The 17,620-nt window shown below is 63.6% G+C and carries 14 protein-coding genes; 8 read left to right on the top strand and 6 right to left on the bottom strand.

What is annotated here, in order from left to right:
- The first annotated feature begins 1 nt into the window (after window position 1).
- Window positions 2–1,006: an inorganic phosphate transporter gene (locus X741_RS165890; RefSeq protein ID WP_023766364.1), complete on the top strand. Its 1,005-nt coding sequence runs from the start codon at window positions 2–4 to the stop codon at window positions 1,004–1,006.
- A gap of 44 nt (window positions 1,007–1,050) precedes the next feature.
- Here X741_RS165890 and X741_RS165895 read toward each other — a convergent pair whose 3' ends face one another.
- The gene (locus X741_RS165895) at window positions 1,051–1,428 is read right to left on the bottom strand and encodes a VOC family protein (protein WP_023775755.1); all 378 of its coding nucleotides are present in this window, start codon (window positions 1,426–1,428) and stop codon (window positions 1,051–1,053) included.
- A gap of 188 nt (window positions 1,429–1,616) precedes the next feature.
- Here X741_RS165895 and X741_RS165900 point away from each other — a divergent pair, with 188 nt between their 5' ends.
- The gene (locus tag X741_RS165900) at window positions 1,617–2,801 is read left to right on the top strand and encodes an Mrp/NBP35 family ATP-binding protein (protein WP_245272629.1); all 1,185 of its coding nucleotides are present in this window, start codon (window positions 1,617–1,619) and stop codon (window positions 2,799–2,801) included.
- A gap of 17 nt (window positions 2,802–2,818) precedes the next feature.
- Here X741_RS165900 and X741_RS165905 read toward each other — a convergent pair whose 3' ends face one another.
- Entirely contained in the window at window positions 2,819–3,268 is a 450-nt protein-coding gene (locus X741_RS165905; protein WP_023775753.1) for a carbon monoxide dehydrogenase subunit G, read from the bottom strand.
- Window positions 3,269–3,419: 151 nt separating this feature from the next.
- Here X741_RS165905 and X741_RS165910 point away from each other — a divergent pair, with 151 nt between their 5' ends.
- From X741_RS165910 to X741_RS165925, 4 genes are all read left to right on the top strand, one after another.
- Window positions 3,420–5,225, top strand: a complete 1,806-nt coding sequence (locus X741_RS165910) for an IlvD/Edd family dehydratase (RefSeq protein WP_023775752.1) — start codon at window positions 3,420–3,422, stop codon at window positions 5,223–5,225.
- 321 nt (window positions 5,226–5,546) lie between these two features.
- Window positions 5,547–6,446, top strand: a complete 900-nt coding sequence (locus X741_RS165915; RefSeq protein ID WP_023775751.1) for a sulfurtransferase/chromate resistance protein — start codon at window positions 5,547–5,549, stop codon at window positions 6,444–6,446.
- Window positions 6,443–7,834 carry a chromate transporter gene (gene chrA / locus X741_RS165920; RefSeq protein WP_023775750.1) on the top strand — a complete coding sequence of 464 codons (1,392 nt, stop codon included), beginning with the start codon at window positions 6,443–6,445 and terminating at the stop codon, window positions 7,832–7,834. Before X741_RS165915 ends, chrA begins: the two co-directional genes overlap by 4 nt.
- A 143-nt stretch (window positions 7,835–7,977) precedes the next feature.
- Window positions 7,978–8,376 carry a hypothetical protein gene (locus tag X741_RS165925; protein WP_023775749.1) on the top strand — a complete coding sequence of 133 codons (399 nt, stop codon included), beginning with the start codon at window positions 7,978–7,980 and terminating at the stop codon, window positions 8,374–8,376.
- Between the two features lie 20 nt (window positions 8,377–8,396).
- Here the strand turns inward: X741_RS165925 and X741_RS165930 are convergent, their stop codons facing one another.
- Together X741_RS165930 and X741_RS165935 are read right to left on the bottom strand one after the other, a co-directional pair.
- On the bottom strand, window positions 8,397–9,983 hold the full coding sequence (locus X741_RS165930; RefSeq protein WP_023775748.1) for a trimethylamine methyltransferase family protein: 1,587 nt from the start codon (window positions 9,981–9,983) through the stop codon (window positions 8,397–8,399).
- 192 nt (window positions 9,984–10,175) lie between these two features.
- On the bottom strand, window positions 10,176–11,669 hold the full coding sequence (locus X741_RS165935; protein WP_013891372.1) for a PLP-dependent aminotransferase family protein: 1,494 nt from the start codon (window positions 11,667–11,669) through the stop codon (window positions 10,176–10,178).
- 301 nt (window positions 11,670–11,970) lie between these two features.
- On the opposite strand from X741_RS165935, the gene pgi reads away from it, so the two are divergent.
- Together pgi and X741_RS165945 are read left to right on the top strand one after the other, a co-directional pair.
- On the top strand, window positions 11,971–13,614 hold the full coding sequence (gene pgi, locus X741_RS165940) for a glucose-6-phosphate isomerase (protein ID WP_023775747.1): 1,644 nt from the start codon (window positions 11,971–11,973) through the stop codon (window positions 13,612–13,614).
- A gap of 5 nt (window positions 13,615–13,619) precedes the next feature.
- Window positions 13,620–14,342 (top strand): HAD family hydrolase, encoded by a 723-nt coding sequence (locus tag X741_RS165945; RefSeq protein ID WP_013891370.1) that lies wholly within the window; start codon window positions 13,620–13,622, stop codon window positions 14,340–14,342.
- Here X741_RS165945 and X741_RS165950 read toward each other — a convergent pair.
- Together X741_RS165950 and X741_RS165955 are read right to left on the bottom strand one after the other, a co-directional pair.
- Complete coding sequence (locus X741_RS165950) at window positions 14,339–14,983, bottom strand: methyltransferase (protein ID WP_245272628.1); 645 nt, start codon at window positions 14,981–14,983, stop codon at window positions 14,339–14,341. The genes X741_RS165945 and X741_RS165950 overlap by 4 nt on opposite strands.
- An 86-nt stretch (window positions 14,984–15,069) precedes the next feature.
- Window positions 15,070–17,139 (bottom strand): long-chain fatty acid--CoA ligase, encoded by a 2,070-nt coding sequence (locus tag X741_RS165955; protein ID WP_023775745.1) that lies wholly within the window; start codon window positions 17,137–17,139, stop codon window positions 15,070–15,072.
- Between the last annotated feature and the right edge of the window lie 481 nt (window positions 17,140–17,620).

Here is a 17,620-nt window from a genome sequence, read left to right as displayed (position 1 = left end):
GATGGAAGCCACCATAGCCTTTCCCCTGCTGGCCGGCCTTGTCGCCGTCGCACTGTTCTTCGATTTTCTCAACGGCCTGCACGACGCGGCCAACTCCATCGCCACGATCGTCTCCACGCGCGTGCTGCGGCCGCATTATGCGGTGTTCTGGGCGGCTTTCTTCAATTTCATCGCCTTCATGTTCTTCGGCCTCCATGTCGCCGAAACCGTGGGCAAGGGCATCGTCGACGTCAGCATCGTCACGCCGGCGGTGATCTTCTCGGCTCTCGTCGGCGCCATCGTCTGGAACATCGTCACCTGGATCGCCGGCATCCCGTCGAGCAGCTCGCACGCGCTGATCGGCGGGCTGGTCGGCGCCGGCGTTGCAAAGGCGGGCGTCGGCGCCATCGTCTGGTCGGGGCTCGGCAAGACGGTCGCCGCGATCGTCCTGTCGCCGGCAACGGGTTTTGTCCTGGCGCTCGTCCTCATCCTCGTGGTTTCGTGGCTGTTCGTGCGCCAGACGCCGTTTGCCGTCGACAGCACCTTCCGCGTGCTGCAGTTCTTTTCCGCCTCGCTCTATTCGCTCGGACATGGCGGCAACGATGCCCAGAAAACCATGGGCATCATCGCCGTGCTGCTCTATTCGCAAGGCATGCTCGGCGAGAAATTCTACGTGCCGCTGTGGGTCGTCCTTACCTGCCAGTCGGCGCTGGCGCTAGGCACGCTGTTCGGCGGCTGGCGTATCGTCCATACGATGGGCTCGAAGATCACCCGGTTGAATCCGATGCAGGGTTTCTGCGCCGAGACCGGCGGTGCCATTACGCTGTTCGCCGCCACCTGGCTCGGCATTCCCGTATCGACCACGCATACGATCACCGGTGCCATCATCGGCGTCGGCGCCGCCCGCCGCGTCTCGGCCGTGCGCTGGGGCCTTGCCGGCAACATCGTCATCGCCTGGATTGTCACCTTGCCGGCGACGGCGGCGATTTCGGCTCTTACTTATTTTGCCGTCAACCTGGCGGGTTGAGGCAACATCGCGGCGCGCGGAGCCCCCGCCAATCGTGATGCGGTCTACTGGCTCACAAGATTGAGGATGTTGCCGTCCGGATCCTTGAACCAGGCGACCTTCATGCCCTGGCCGACATGGACGTCGCCCTCGATCGTCAGCCCGGGCATTTCGTAGTGTTCGAAGGCAACGCCTTTCGATTTCAACGATTTGACGACAGTCTCGATCTGATCGCCGACCGTCCAGGTCACCGCCGTCGCCTTGTTGGTCCCGGCAAATTGTGAATGATAGACGTTGATGAACGTGCCGCCGCTTTTGTAGACGATCAGTTCGCCACCCATGTCGTCGACCTGCTTGAGGCCCAGCGTTCCCTCATAAAAGGTCTTTGCTCTCGCCAGGTCCTTCACCGCGATGTTGGCCGTGGCGTTGCTGTTTTCGAGCATGATCTCTATCCTTCCCTGATTGTCTTCCCTCATGCTCATTGAAATAGGTCGCGCGCCATGCTTGGCGACTTGTGCCCGCCGCGGCTCTCGTTCGCATCAGCCAAGGAGGCGTCAAGGGGTGCGTCGAGGCGGCTGCTTGGTTCTGCCCGAAAACTACACTATCTGAGGGGCCGAACGCCGAGGAAAAGATCATGTCCGTTACCAAGGAAATCGTCACCGAGCGCCTGAAGACGGTCAATGGGCCTGACTTCACCAGCAATATCGTCGATCTCGGCATGGTCTCCGAGATCTTCATCGCCGACGCAAAAGTGTTCTTCTCGATCACGGTTCCTGCTGCCAGGGCGCAGGAGATGGAGCCGTTGCGCGCCGCCGCGGAGCGTGTCGTCAAGGCAATCCCCGGTGTCGCCGGCGCCGTCGTCGCGCTGACGGCCGAAAAGAAGGGCGGCGGCATGGAGGCGCCGGTTCCGGCGCGTCCCGCTGCCAGGCCGGCACCATCGGCTCCGCCCGCCGCTGCCTCACCACGCGCTGCCCCACAGGCTCCCGCCTCGCACAGCCATGGCAAGCGCGGCGTGCCCGGCATTGAGGCGATCATCGCCGTTGCTTCCGGCAAGGGCGGCGTCGGCAAGTCGACCACCGCCGTCAACATCGCGCTTGGCCTTGCCGCCAACGGCCTGCGCGTCGGCGTGCTCGATGCCGACATCTACGGTCCGTCAATGCCCAGGCTGCTCAACATTCACGGCCGGCCGCAGACGGTCGACGGCAAGATCCTGAAGCCGATGGAGAATTATGGGCTGAAGGTGATGTCGATGGGTTTCCTCGTCGACGAGGAGACACCGATGATCTGGCGCGGCCCGATGGTTATGTCGGCGCTGACGCAGATGCTGCGCGAGGTCGAATGGGGGCGGCTCGACGTGCTTGTCGTCGACATGCCCCCCGGCACCGGCGACGCCCAGCTGACCATGGCTCAGCAGGTGCCTCTGGCCGGCGCCGTCATCGTCTCGACGCCGCAGGACCTGGCGCTGATCGATGCCCGCAAGGGGCTGAACATGTTCAGGAAGGTTGACGTGCCGCTGCTCGGCATCGTCGAGAACATGAGCTACTTCCTGGCGCCCGACACCGGCAAGCGCTACGACATCTTTGGCCATGGCGGCGCACGCCGCGAGGCCGAGCGCCTCGGCGTCACCTTCCTCGGCGAAGTGCCGCTGGAGATGGGCATTCGCGAAAGCTCCGACGAAGGTTCGCCGGTGGTGGCGTCGAAGCCCGACAGCGCCGAGGCGAAAATTTATCGCGATATTGCTTCGAAGGTCTGGGATCGGGTCAACGAGGAGCGTGGCGCCGCCGAAGCAGCGGTGCCGAACATCGTCTTCGAGTGATTCTCAAGGGGGAGGGCCTAGCCGCCCACCTTCTCGCCGAATGTCGAAAAGAATTGTCCGGCCAGCTTCTTCGAGGTCGACTCGATCAGCCGGCTGCCAAGCTGGGCGATCTTGCCGCCGACATCGGCCTTGGCCGCGTATTTCAGGACGGTGGCGTCCGGCCCATCCGGTGTCAGCGTCACGTCGGCGCCGCCCTTGGCAAAGCCGGCAATGCCGCCCTTGCCTTCGCCCTGGATGGTGTAGGAATGCGGCGGCTTGAGGTTTTTCAGCGTCACCTCGCCATTGAAGGTCGCCTTGATCGGTCCGATCTTCAGGACGACCGTCGCCGCCATCTCGGTCGGCGACTTCATCTCCAGGCTCTGGCAGCCGGGAATGCTCTCCTTGAGCACCGCCGGATCGTTCAAAGCTTCCCATACTTTCTGTATGGGTGCGGCGATACGTTCCTCGCCCTCGATCACCAAAGCCATCAAAACCTCCCGGATCACCGATGTCGGATTGGTCGTAGCGTGCGGGTCGATACAAGTCTATCGCACCAAAGTGCGGGTTCAGATCACGCGTGCCCCTTGCCTGCATCCGCGCGTTGTCATATCGATTTGTCATACAAATACGGAGATCATGATGGCTGGCGCCCCCACGAAGAAGAAAAAGTTTCGCTCGCAAGAGTGGTTCGACAACCCTGACAATCCGGGAATGACCGCGCTCTATCTCGAGCGCTACCTGAATTACGGGCTGACGCGCGCCGAACTAATGTCGGGAAAGCCGCTGATCGGCATCGCCCAGACCGGCTCGGACCTTTCGCCTTGCAACCGGCACCACATCGAACTCGCCAAGCGTGTGCGCGAAGGCATTGTCTCGATGGGCGGTATTCCGTTCGAATTTCCCTGCCATCCGATCCAGGAAACAGGCAAGCGCCCGACCGCGGCCCTCGACCGCAATCTTGCCTATCTCAGCCTCGTCGAGGTGCTCTACGGCTATCCGCTCGACGGCGTGGTGCTGACCATCGGCTGCGACAAGACGACGCCGGCGCTGTTGATGGCGGCGGCCACTGTCAACATTCCGGCCATCGCGCTGTCGGTCGGCCCGATGCTCAATGGCTGGCACAAGGGCAAACGCACCGGCTCCGGCACCATCGTCTGGGAATCGCGTGAGCGCCTGTCGGCCGGCGAGATCGACTATGACGAGTTCATGGACATCGTCGCCTCCTCGGCGCCGTCCACCGGCTATTGCAACACCATGGGCACCGCCACGACGATGAATTCGTTGGCCGAGGCACTCGGCATGCAGCTCCCGGGCTCGGCCGCCATCCCGGCGCCCTATCGCGAGCGCGGCCAGATTTCCTACGAGACCGGCAAGCGCATCGTCGAGATGGTGCATGAAGACCTGAAACCGTCCGACATCATGACGCGCAAGGCCTTCGAGAACGCCATCGTCGTCAACTCGGCGATCGGCGGCTCCACCAACGCGCCGATCCACCTCAATGCCATTGCCCGCCATCTCGGCGTGCCGCTCGACAATGACGACTGGCAGAAGATCGGCCTCAAAGTGCCGCTCATCGTCAATCTGCAGCCGACGGGCGAGTATCTCGGCGAGGATTACCATCATGCCGGCGGCGTGCCGGCCGTGGTGGCCGAACTGATGAAGGGCGGGCTGTTGCCGCATCCCGATGCGCTGACCGTCAACGGCAAGTCGATCGGTGACAATTGCAAGGGGGTCGCCAACGAGAATGCCGAAGTCATCCGCAGCGTCGACAAGCCGCTGAAGGCCAATGCCGGCTTCATCAACCTCCGGGGCAATCTGTTCGATTCGGCGATCATGAAGACCAGCGGCATCTCGCCGGAATTCCGCGAGCGCTATCTGTCCAACCCGAAGGATCCCGAAGCCTTCGAAGGCAACGCCATGGTCTTCGACGGCCCAGAGGATTACCACGCCCGCATCGACGATCCGGCGCAAGGCATCGACGAGCACACCATCCTGTTCATGCGCGGCGCCGGCCCGGTCGGCTATCCCGGTGGCGCCGAGGTGGTCAACATGCAGCCGCCGGCCTACCTGATCAAGAAGGGCATCCACGCACTGGCCTGTATCGGTGACGGCCGCCAGTCGGGCACGTCGGGCTCGCCGTCGATCCTGAATGCCTCGCCCGAAGCCGCGATCGGCGGCGGCCTGGCGCTGCTCAAGACAGGCGACCGCGTCCGCATCGATCTCAGGAAGGGCACCGCCGATATCCTGGTCACCGATGACGAGATCACGCGGCGCCGCGCCGAACTGCAGAGCAATGGTGGCTATCACTATCCCAAGCACCAGACGCCGTGGCAGGAGATCCAGCGCGGCATGGTCGACCAGTTCTCCGAGGGAATGGTGCTGAAGCCGGCGGTGAAATACCAGGATGTCGCGCACACCAGCGGCGTCCCCAGAGACAATCACTGATCGCTCCGGGGACAATCCCTGATCGCTCCGGGGACAATCGTTGACTGCTCCGGGGACAATCATCGATTATTCCCAGGGATAGTCATAGATTATTCCTGGCGACAATCACCGATGTTGGATCGACGGCTGGCGGCCTGGTCACCCAGGTCGCCAGCCGTGTTTCGTTTGGCGTGGCGCGTCGATGGCGGGCCGAGACCGTGCGCGATGCTTGACAAGGGCGCCCGACAAATCCACTGTCATGGCAAGGGGTGCATCGCGACGACCCCGTGAGGCGTCAGCCCAACGTTCGCGTCCAGGCTTCTCTATCAGGAGGTGGACGCCATGCCGTCAACAACCGCTATCACCGTATCGCAACTGTCCCGTCTGGTCGGTCTGCCGGGTGCACCCGCAATCATCGATGTCCGCATCGATGAGGATTTCGACGCCGATCAGCGCCTGCTGCCGGCCTCAGGCCGACGCAATTTCAAAACCGTTTCGACCTGGGCTTCCGAATTTGCCGGCAGCCAGGTCTCGGTCGTCTGTCAGAAAGGTCAAAAACTCTCGCAAGGCGTAGCCGCATGGCTGCGGCATGAGGGTATTTCCGCTGAATCCCTCGAAGGCGNAGGTCAAAAACTCTCGCAAGGCGTAGCCGCATGGCTGCGGCATGAGGGTATTTCCGCTGAATCCCTCGAAGGCGGCTTCGAAGCCTGGCGCGACGCGAATGGGCTTTTGGTCCGCACCGAAAAATTGCCGCCGCGCGATGAAAAAGGCCGTACAATTTGGGTGACGCGATCGCGCCCGAAGGTCGACCGCATCGCTTGCCCCTGGCTGATCCGGCGTTTCGTCGATCCTCATGCGATCTTCCTGTTCGTCGAGGCGGCCGAAGTGCCTGCTGTCGCCGACCGCTTTCAGGCCGTGCCTTTCGACATCGACAATGTGTTCTGGAGCCATCGCGGCGATCGCTGCACCTTCGACACGATGATCGAGGAGTTCGGGCTGGAATCCGAGGCGCTCGATCGCCTTGCCCTGATCGTGCGCGCCGCCGACACGGCAAGCCTCGATCTGGTGCCCCAGGCCGCCGGCTTTCTGGCGGCATCGCTCGGCCTGTCGCGCATGTTTCGCGACGATTTGGAGCAGTTGGAAGCAGGCATGCTGCTCTACGACGCGTTCTTCCGCTGGTGCCGCGACGCCACCGAAGAAACCCACAATTGGCCAGGAGCAGCTGGGGGTAAACCAGCATGAGCGCTCTTGTGCCGCAGGATGCCGGGGTAAACGTCGAAGTGCCGGCCGCACCGACTTTTGCCGAAGCCCTGAGGCTCTGGGCAAAAATCGGATTGCTCAGCTTCGGCGGGCCGGCCGGGCAGATCGCCTTGATGCACAAGGAACTGGTCGAGGAGCGGCGCTGGATCGGTGAACAGCGTTTCCTGCATGCGCTGAACTACTGCATGCTGCTGCCTGGCCCGGAAGCACAGCAGCTCGCCATCTATATTGGCTGGCTGCTGCACCGGACGATCGGCGGCCTCGTCGCCGGCATGCTGTTCGTCGTGCCGGGCGCGCTCGTCATGCTGGCCCTGAGCGTTCTCTACGCACTCTATGGCGACGTGCCGCTCGTCGAGGCGCTGTTTTTCGGGGTGAAGGCGGCGGTGCTGGCCATCGTCGTCCAGGCGGTGATCCGGATCGGACGGCGCGCCCTGAAAAACCCGGTCATGGTGTCGATCGCGGTCGCGGCTTTCATCGCCATCTATGCGTTGAATGTGCCGTTCCCGCTCATCGTCCTGCTGGCGGGCCTGACAGGATGGCTGGGAGACCGCCTTGTTGCAGGCCTGTTTTCCGGCTCCGCCCATGGCAAGGGCGACACTGCCGATATCAAGGGCGCGGTCGACCTGATGTTCGAGCGCGGCGAACTGGCCCATGTCACGCCGACCAAATGGCATGCGCCGCGCACTGTCGCCATCTGGCTGCCGATCTGGCTCGGACCTGTCCTTGCGATCTGGTGGTTCACCGGCTCCGCGAGCGTCTGGACCGAGATAGGCCGATTTTTCAGCCTTATGGCGGTCGTCACCTTCGGTGGCGCCTATGCGGTGCTTGCCTATGTCGCGCAGGCGGCCGTCCAGTCCTTCGGCTGGCTTGCCCCCGGTGAAATGGTCGATGGTCTCGGGCTTGCCGAGACCACGCCAGGCCCGCTCATCCTGGTGCTGCAGTTTGTCGGCTTCATCGCCGCGTTCCGTCACCCCGGGGGGCTGGACCCATTGCTTGCCGGGTCGCTCGGGGCGCTGCTCACACTGTGGGTGACGTTCACGCCCTGCTTCTTCTGGATATTCCTCGGTGCGCCCTACATCGAAGCCCTGCGCGGCAACAAGGCCTTGTCGGCCGCATTGGGCGCGATCACCGCCGCCGTCGTCGGCGTCATCATGAATCTCGCTTTGTGGTTTGCCTTGCATATCGTTTTTCGTGAGGTTCACACGATAGGCCCAGGCATGAATGTGCCGGTACTCTCGTCGATCGACTGGCGCGCGGCGCTGCTTTCCCTGGCCGCCATGATCGCCATCCTGAAGCTGAAGATCGGCATGCTGCCGACGCTCGCCGGATCGGCTCTGGCCGGTGTCCTGTTGTTGGCGGTAAGCGGCTAATGCATGTCGCCCAAAAGTGACTCGGTTTTGGGAGAACGACATGCATCAAAACAAAGACCAAAGCGCGCGGCGCGCTTTAGGTTCCGCTGCCTTTGTAATCCGCTTGCGAACCACCTAACTGGTTGGAAACGGATTGGACCATCATGGCGGGACGGCGCTCTTCCCTCGGCTTCCTCGGGATGTTCGGCCGCTCGGGCGATCTGAGGCAGCTCGACACGGCCTTGCGCGGCGCCGACCTGCATCCCGCCCTTGTTCCCGAGGGCGTAAAACTCACCATCGTCAATCTGATGAAGGACCACTGGCCCGGCGAGCCGCCGCCGCAGGCCTATCCGCAAGTCGCGCGCCTGTTCAGCTATTGCATTGCCGGGCCGGAGGCGTTCGAGCGGTCCCAAGGCCTGCAGCAGCGCCAGGACGCCGAGCACCGGATCGAGGCCGCGGTCGAGGCCGGCGACAGTTTCGACGCGAAGATCGTGCTGATGGCCCTGCACGCCAAGCTGATCGATGCCGAAGTCGTCGAACGTTATGGGCTCGGGACAGACTGAAGCCTTGACGAAAAGCGGCGCTACCCGCCCATATTGGCGCGCGGCAGCTTGATCATCTCGCCAAAGCGAGCGCGCAATTTGTCGTCGAGCGGCTTCGGCACGTGGCGCGGGAAACGTTCGGCAAGGACGCGCTTCTTCTCGATGATCGCGCGCTGCAGGATGTCGGGCCGGCCCTTCTCGTTCCATTCCTTCGGCGAAAACCGGTCGCCGACGGCGGGATAGAAATATTCCGTCTGCATCAGCCGCAGCGTCTGCTCGTTGCCGAGATAGTGGCCAGGCCCCCTCAGGCAGACATCGGCGATAGTGTCGATCGACAGCGCCTCGTCCGTCACCTCGATGCCGCGCACGCAGCGCAGGCAGTGGCCGAGCATGTCGTTGTCGATGATCAGGCTTTCCAGGCAGAAGCCGAGCAGCGAGGCATGCATGCCCGCCGATTCATAGACCAGGTTGAGCCCGGCAAGGCCGGCCATCACATCGGTGATGCCCTTCTCGTAGCCGGACTGGATGTCGGGCAGTTTCGAGTCCGTCATGCCGGCGGCCGAACCACCCGGCAGATCGTAGAACTGTGCCATCTGCGCGCAGGCTGCCGTCAGCACCGCCTGTTCGGCCGAGCCGCCGGACATGGCGCCGGTGCGCAGATCGGACACGAACGGCCAGGTGCCGAAGATCGCCGGATGTCCCGGCTTCAGGGCGTTGACATAGACCAGACCGGCCAGCACTTCGGCCACGGCTTGCACGACGGCGCCGGCAATCGCCGCCGGCGCGGTCGCGCCGGCCTGTCCGGCCGACAGCAACAGGATCGGGATGCCGCCATCGACGCAGGCTTCGAGCACGCCGCAGGCGTCCTCGGCGAACTTCATCGGCGGCACGACGAAGCAGTTCGAGTTGGACACGAACGGCCTGGCGCGGAAATTCTCCTCGCCGCCGGCGATGGCATAAAGCATTTCGAGTGCCGGCTGCACGTTCTCGCGCACCGTGAACGAGGTGCCGACATGCTTGGACGTGCCCATCACGCAGGCGTAGAGCGTGTTGAAGTCCATTTCGAGCGGATCGGGAATGTCGCGCGGCACCATCGGCCGCTGGAAGAAATGGATGTTGTCGAGCCCCTCGACGATGCGGGCGGCGTCATAGATGTCCTGCAGCAGCGATTCGCGGTATTCGCGCTTTTCGACATCGACCAGGTGGACCGCGGCTCCGGCCGTGCCGTAATGCACGCGCTTGCCCTGGATCACCATATCGTGTTTGGGATCCTGGCCGTGCAAGGTGAAATTCCGGGCAGCTTTCTTGATCGTGTCGAGCACCAGCGCGCGTGGAAAACGAATGCGGCCATCGTCGCCATAGGTGGCGCCGACCTTGGTAAGCGCCTCGATGCAGGAAGGGATGGCGTTGGCAAAGCCGACCGTCTCCAGCAGCGTCAGCACCGCCTCATGGATGCGCTCCTGGTCATTCTCCGCCAGCGGTCCGTAGCTGCCCCCCTCGAGGCCGGCGCGCACCGGCTTGATGTCGTCGGCCAACGGCGCTGCCCGCATCGCGCGGCGCGCTTCGCGCCCGCCGGAGCGGCGCGAACGCTGGTCCGCCGCTTCCTGCTTTTCAACAACCACTGACATGGAGGCACTCCACCTTTTCTTGGAAACAGGGCGGCGGTTGGTCCACCATCGGCTGCTTCTTCCCCTTTGTGCCACGACTATGCCGCCGGCATTGGCACAGACTATGAGCCAGCCGGTCTGGTTGCATGTGCCAGAGCTACAGGAGCCGGAGCCGCTGTTATGCGGCTCCGGTCAAGAGGATCGGAGAGTGGATCAGGCCGCTGCCGGCCTGCGTCCGGCCGCGGTGGCGAGCTCGCGAATGCCGGGCTCGATGTGCTGCAGCGCGATCGAGGAAATGCCCAAGCGCATGAAACGCGAAGGCTTTTCCGTGCGATCGAAGAACCGGTCGCCAGGCTCTATGATGACACTGCGCGAGGCCGCGGCCTCGGCCAGTCCACGCGAATCGGTGCCGCGTGGCCCTTCGAGCCACAGCGAGGTGCCGCCGGCCGAGTCGGTCGAACGCCATTCCGGCAGGAAGGCGGAAATCGCATGGACCAGGCGCTTGCGCCGTTCATCGAAGGCGCTCGACAGCCGCCGCACCAGCGCTTCGTGATGCCCGAGCGACAGGAAGAGTGCCACGGCGCGCTGGTTGTTTGCCGGCGGGTGACGCAGCATGAAGCGGCGCAGGGCCCTGAGCTCCGCGATCAGTCCAGCCGACGCCACGATGTAGCCAAGCCGCAAGCCCGGAGCCAACGTCTTCGACATCGATCCGACATAGACGACGCGGCCGGAGCGATCGAGGCTCTTCAGCGCCTGCTGCGGCGCCTCGTCGAGAAGCTGGCTGTCATAGCCGTCCTCGATGATGATCTGGTTGTGCCGGTTGGCACGCGCCAGGAGATCCTGCCGCCGCTCGGCCGACAAGGGCACCATGGTCGGGCAATGATGGCTGGGCGTGACGAAGACAAAGCCGGAATCATTGGGGATAGAAGAGGTTACGATGCCGGACTGGTCGACCGGCACTGGCTGGATGTCGGCGCCCGCAAGCCGGAAGATCGAGCGGGCGTCGGGGTAGCCGGGATCTTCCATCGCCACCTTGGAACCCTTGGTCATCAAAAGTGTCGCCAGCATGTACAGCGCGTTCTGGGCGCCCAGCGTCACGATGATCTCGTCGGGATTGGCGAAGATTCCGCGCCGGGGCAGGAGCCGCGCCTGGATCTGCTCGATCAACAGCGGATCGTCGCGATCGACCATGTCGGACGCCCAGTTGCGGATTTCCAGCACCGCCAGCGCCATGCGGTTGCACTCGCGCCACTCGGCGGTCGGGAACAGCGCCGGGTCGAACTGGCCGTAGACGAACGGGTAGGACGACTTGATCCAGTTCTCGTGCTTGGCCGGCGGCGGCATGTCGCTTGCCGCGATCTGCCGGCGTGCCTTCCAGTCGATCTCGTTGGCCTGGTCGGGCGCCTTCTGGTGCGGCTTGGCGGGTGTCGCCAGCACGTCGGGATTGACGAAATGGCCGCGACGCTCGCGCGCCACCAGGAACCCCTGGTCGACGAGCTGCTGGAAGGCCAGAACCACGGTTCCGCGCGCCACGCCGAGTTTCTCGGCCAGGATCCGGCACGAGGGCAGCGGCATCGAAGCGGCGATCTGCCGGTCTAGTATGGCGGCCACGATCGCCTGGCGGATCTGTGCCTGGAGGGTCTGGCCGGATTCGGCCGAAATCCGGAACAGGCCGGACCATATGGCCGTGTCGTTGCGCTGTGGCATGGGGAATGTTCCTCGATGGCCAGCCTTTTTCGTTTGGCTGGACCAGTCGAATGTAACGGTGGCACAAGGGGTTGCGCCAATCAATTTTTCTGATCTTTGGGATTTATGCCAGTGATCCTTCCGCCGAGATCGGCGGCTGCAGACTGCGCCGATGTCACATTCTGTCATCGCATCGTGATGCGATGCGGCATAACCGCGTATTGACCGGACCGAGTTCGGCTCAATAGTTGTGGCGCGACGACACGCGCCGGAAACATCCGGTCTGATATTGTGCGTCGAAGACGCCAGGAGTTTCCCGCCAGTGGATCAGTCAGCCTTTCAGAAACAGCTCGCCGCCTTACGCGACCATCGTGCAAGCGCGCCGGGCGACATGCGCCAGGCCTTCGCCGCCGATCCGCAGCGGTTTGCGACGTTCTCCGCCACCGACGATGATATGTTGCTGGACTGGTCGAAATGCGCCGTCGACGCGACCACCATGGATTTGCTGGAAGAGGCCGCCAAGGCTGCCGATCTCGAAGGTCGCCGTGCAGCCATGTTCGCCGGCAAGAAGATCAACATCACCGAGGACCGCGCCGTGCTGCACACGGCGCTGCGCAACCTGAGCGGCAAGGGTGTCACGGTCGACGGCCAGGACGTCAAGGCCGACGTCATCGCCGTGCTCGACGCGATGGGCGCCTTCGCCGACGCTATCCGCTCCGGCAAGGCGGCCGGTGCCACCGGCAAGAAGATCACCGACATCGTCAACATTGGCATCGGCGGTTCGGATCTCGGTCCGGCCATGGTGACCCTGGCGCTCGCCCCCTATCATGACGGCCCGCGCGCGCACTATGTTTCCAATATAGACGGCGCCCATATCCATGACACGCTGAAGAGCCTGTCCGCCGAAACCACGCTGTTCATCATCGCCTCCAAGACCTTCACCACCGTCGAGACGATGACCAATGCGCAGACGGCGCGCGACTGGGTGCAGAAGGCGCTCGGCAAGGAGGCGGTCGGCAAGCATTTCGCCGCCGTCTCGACCGCGCTCGACCTGGTCGCCAAGTTCGGCATCGCGCCCGATCGCGTCTTCGGTTTCTGGGACTGGGTCGGCGGCCGCTATTCGGTCTGGGGCGCGATCGGCCTGCCTGTCATGATCGCGGTCGGTCCGCGGAATTTCCGCGCCTTCCTCGATGGCGCGCACGAGATGGACGAGCACTTCCGCACCGCGCCGTTGCGCGAGAACCTGCCGGCGCTGCTGGGGCTGGTCGGCTGGTGGCACCGGGTGATCTGCAAATACCCGGCCCGCGCCGTCATCCCCTACGACCAGCGCCTGTCCAGGCTTCCGGCCTATCTGCAGCAGCTCGACATGGAATCGAACGGCAAGAGCGTCACCCTCGAAGGCACCGCGGTGACCACGCCGACCGGACCGCTGGTCTGGGGCGAGCCCGGCACCAACGGCCAGCACGCGTTCTTCCAGCTGCTGCACCAGGGCACCGATTTCATCCCGGTCGAATTCCTCGCCGCCGCCGTCGGCCATGAGCCTGATCTCAAGCATCAGCATGACCTGCTGCTCGCCAATTGCCTGGCGCAGTCGGAAGCCTTCATGAAGGGCCGCACGCTGGAGGAGGCGCGCGCGCAGATGCTGGCCAAGGGCATGAAGCCCGCCGACGTCGACCGCGTCGCGCCGCACCGCGTCTTCTCGGGCAACCGCCCCTCGCTGACCATCCTCTACCGCAAGCTCGATCCGCGCACCTTGGGCCGGCTGATCGCGCTTTACGAGCACCGCGTCTTCGTCGAGGGAACGCTCTTCAACATCAACTCCTTCGATCAATGGGGCGTCGAGCTCGGCAAGGAACTGGCCACCGGCCTCCTGCCTGTCGTGGAAGGCAAGGAAAGTGCCGCAAAGCGGGATGCCTCGACCGCCGGCCTTGTCGGACATATCCACCAATTGCGTGGTTCGGAGTGAAGCGTTTGGCCGACATCAAGGGAATATTGTTCGACAAGGACGGAACGCTTGTCGACTTCAACGCGACCTGGCTTGGCGTCGCCGACTTCATGGCCATGGACGCGGCCGAAGGCGATCGCTGGAAGGCCGACAGGCTGCTTGCCGCGGCCGGCTTCGATTTCGCCAACCGCCGCTTCAAGCCTGATTCAATCTTTGCCTCGGGTACCAACATGGACGTCGTCGAATTGTGGTTCCCGCGGCTGTCCGACGAGGACCAGATGCTGGCCGTCGCCCGCTTCAACGAAATCACCTCGATGCAGGGCTCGGCGATGGCGGTGGCGCTGCCTGGTATCGTCGACACGCTGGCGGCGTTGCACAAAAGGGCCTACCGGCTCGGTGTCGCCACCAACGATTCGACCAGCGGTGCTGAAAAGACGCTGGTCACGCTGGGCGTCGCCCAACTCTTCGATGCCGCCTATGGCTACGACGCGGTGGCCAATCCCAAGCCTGCACCCGACACGATCCAGGCCTTCTGCGATCTCACCGGCCTGAAGCCGGCGGCGATCGCCATGGTCGGCGACAACCGCCACGATCTCGAAATGGCGCGGGCCGGTGGCTGCGGCCTCGCGGTGGGCGTGCTCTCCGGCACCGGCACGCGCGAATCGTTGGCCGAGATCGCCGACGTCATCCTGGATTCGGTTGCCGACCTGCCGGATTTCCTGTCAGCGCGGGTCAAGGAGACCGTCTAACCGCCCGATCCGGCCTCGAAACGAAAGACGCTGCTCGGTTTGGTCGCCGCACCCTTCGCGTCGCCAAAATCCGGCACCTGGTATTCGGCGACCAGGCGCAGCCGCGAGCGGGGCAAATAGGCCCGGCCCGGATCGCCGACCAGCACCTCGATGCCGGCGGCGCGGCAGCGGTCGAGGAAAGGCATGACGCGGCGGGCGACGTCCTGCCCGTAGAAGACATCGCCGGCGAGCACCATGTCGACCGCCGGTGGCGCACCCTTGGTGACATCGTCTGCGACCACGCCGATGGCGACGCCGTTGGCAGCCGCGTTGAGCCCGATTGCGGCGACGCCGTTGCGATCGATCTCGGCGGCGATCACAGCGCGCGCCCCAGCCTTCGCGGCGGCGATGCCGACGATGCCCGATCCCGCCCCGAGGTCGAGCACGCGGCGGCCCGCCACGGTCGACGGATTGTCCAGGATGTAGCGCGCCAGCACGGCGCCGCCGGCCCACGCGTAAGCCCAGTAGGGCGGTTGCGATTCGGGCCCGTCGTCGTCCCCATCACCTTCGTTTTCAGGGTCGACGAGCCGTCTCAAGCCGCTGCCCGGATGGGCCGTGTAAAACCGGATTTCGGGAAGCGCGGGCACCGGGACGAGGCGCATGTTCGCTTTGATGAATTCAGCCGGGTCGAGGCGCAATCCAAGATCCGGCCCACTATCGCCGGCACGATCGTTATCCAAGATCGTTCCTATTCGCGCAATGCCCGCCGCAGGATCTTGCCGACCGGCGTCTTCGGCAATTCCGTCCTGAACTCGATGTATCTCGGCCGCTTGTAGCCGGTCAGGTTCTCGCGGCAAAAGGCGGTGATCGTCTCCACGGTCAGGGCCGGATCCTTCTTGACGATGAACAGCTTCGGCACTTCGCCCGAGTGCTCGTCCGGCACGCCGATGGCGGCCACCTCGAGCACGCCCGGATGCATCGCCACCACCTCCTCCAGTTCCGTCGGATAGACGTTGAAACCCGAGACGAGGATCATGTCCTTCTTGCGGTCGACGATCTTGGTGTAGCCGCGCTCGTCCATGAAGCCCATGTCGCCCGACTTGAAGAAGCCGTCCTTGGTCATCACCTTGGCGGTCTCGTCCGGCCGGTTCCAGTAGCCGACCATCACCTGCGGTCCCCGGATGCAGATTTCGCCGACTTCTCCCAGCGGGACGTTGTTGCCGTCATCGTCGCGGATGGCGATTTCGGTCGAGGGCAGCGGCAGGCCGATGGTGCCGGTGAAGTCGCCGGAACTGAATTTGTTGGCCGTCGCGACAGGCGAGGTCTCCGACAGGCCATAGCCTTCCGAGACCGGGCTGCCGGTCAGCGCCTTCCAGCGCTCGGCGACACCCTTCTGCACCGCCATGCCGCCGCCCAACGTCAGGACCAGCGGCTTGAAGTCGAGCTTGCGAAAATCCTCGTTGTTGAGCAGCGCGTTGAACAGCGTGTTGAGACCGGGAAAGATATGGATCGGATACTTTCCCAGTTCCTTAACGAAACCTGGAATGTCGCGCGGATTGGGGATCAGTATATTCTGGCCGCCCATTTGCATGCCCATCAGCGCATTCACGGTCAGCGCGAAGATATGGTAGAGCGGCAGTGCGCAGATGAGGTTGAGATGCGCGGGTTTGGGCTTGATCGTGTAGGCGTCCTCGACCCAGAGCGAATTCTGCGCGACGTTGGCCAGCACGTTGCTGTGCAGCAGGGTAGCGCCCTTCGAGATTCCCGTGGTGCCGCCGGTATATTGCAGGAAGGCGACGTCATTGGCGGCCACCGTGGCCGGCTTGAAATTCATGCCGCCGCCGGCCTTCAGGGCGGCGTTGAACTTGACATGGCCGGGCAACGACCATGTCGGTACCATTTTCTTGACGCGGCGCACGACCAGATTGACGATCGTGCCCTTCAGGCCGCCGAGCATGTCGCCCATGGCAGCGACGACGACATGCTTGACCGAGGTCCTGGCGACGACCGCCTGCAAGGTGTTGGCGAAGTTTTCCAGGATGACGATGGCCTGAGCGCCGGAGTCCTTGAGCTGATGTTCCAGTTCGCGTGGCGTGTAGAGCGGATTGATGTTCACCACCGTGTAGCCGGCGCGGACCACCGCCATCATCGCCACGGGATACTGCAGCACATTCGGCATCATCAGCGCGACGCGTGCCCCCTTCTGCAAACCCGTCGACTGCAGATAGGCGCCGAAAGCCGCCGAGAGCCGCTCGAGCTCCGTATAGGTGATGGATTTTCCCATGCAGGTGAAGGCCGGCTGGCCGGCAAACTGCTTGCAGGCGCCAACGAGAAAGTCGCCGATGGAGTTGTAGGGAAGGGCACCGATTTCGGCCGGCATGTTCTTCGGATAGCTCTTCAGCCACAGTTTTTCCGGCAGGCCGGCGGTAAGTTCGGTGAGCGCTTTCGGCAGCCGCTTGGCCGGCGCCGGCTTCGATGCCGGGACTGCCTTGGCCGGCGATGCGGCCTTCGCCGTCCCGGTCTTGTTCGCCCCAGTTTTTGCCGAGGAAGCCTTTGCTGGAGTAGCCTTTGCTGGAGAAGTCTTTGCGGCGGAGGCCTTTGTCGGAGAAGTCTTTGCCGGGGCGGCTTTCGCCGCCGGCTTGGTGACGCTCTTGGTGGCAGCGGCCGCTTTTGCCGCGGGTGCCTTCACGGCGGGCTTGGCTGCTGTCTTAGCGGCCGCGGTTTTGGCCGTGGCCTTTCCTCGCCCGTCGGTGCCGGCGGCTGGTTTCGAGACTGCCTTGGCCGACGCCTTCACCGGTGTCTTCGATGCTTTTGCCACCCGTTCCCTCCTCGAGAATTCCTGTTCGACTGTTTCTTGGTCGCCCGTGCCGCGCCGCCTCCAAATTGATGGAGACGTCCTCCGCTGCCGCCAGCCTGTCCATCCCAGCCTGTTTATCTATGTATTGCCTCTATCGGCGGCGGTGCAAGTCTTGCCCCAGCGGCAAGGCGCCGAAAGATTTGCCGTCGAAAATCTTTCCTCACGGTAACCTCTGGAACGGGCATCTTTCGAAGCCGTGGATTGGCTGGAAGCGGCCGCGGCATCGATACCGCCAGACGGCAGATCAATAAAAAAATGCGGTGGTTAATAATAGCGTGAATGGAAAAAACTGCTAATTTTTTCTGCGATTTAGCAAAATCGCGGATTTTTTTCCTGCTTCCCGCGGGGTAAGCAAACGGGGTGTTCCAAAGCCGGAAAAACGGTGCTTATATGCGCGCTTCGCGAGCCTGATAGAGGGGCTTGGAAGAACATCAGGGAGTGC

It is taken from the genome of Mesorhizobium sp. LNHC221B00, from assembly GCF_000502935.1.
Lineage (GTDB): Bacteria > Pseudomonadota > Alphaproteobacteria > Rhizobiales > Rhizobiaceae > Mesorhizobium > Mesorhizobium opportunistum.
The sequence above is the reverse complement of the archived record's forward strand: the minus strand, read 5'-3'. Positions and strand labels throughout refer to the sequence as shown.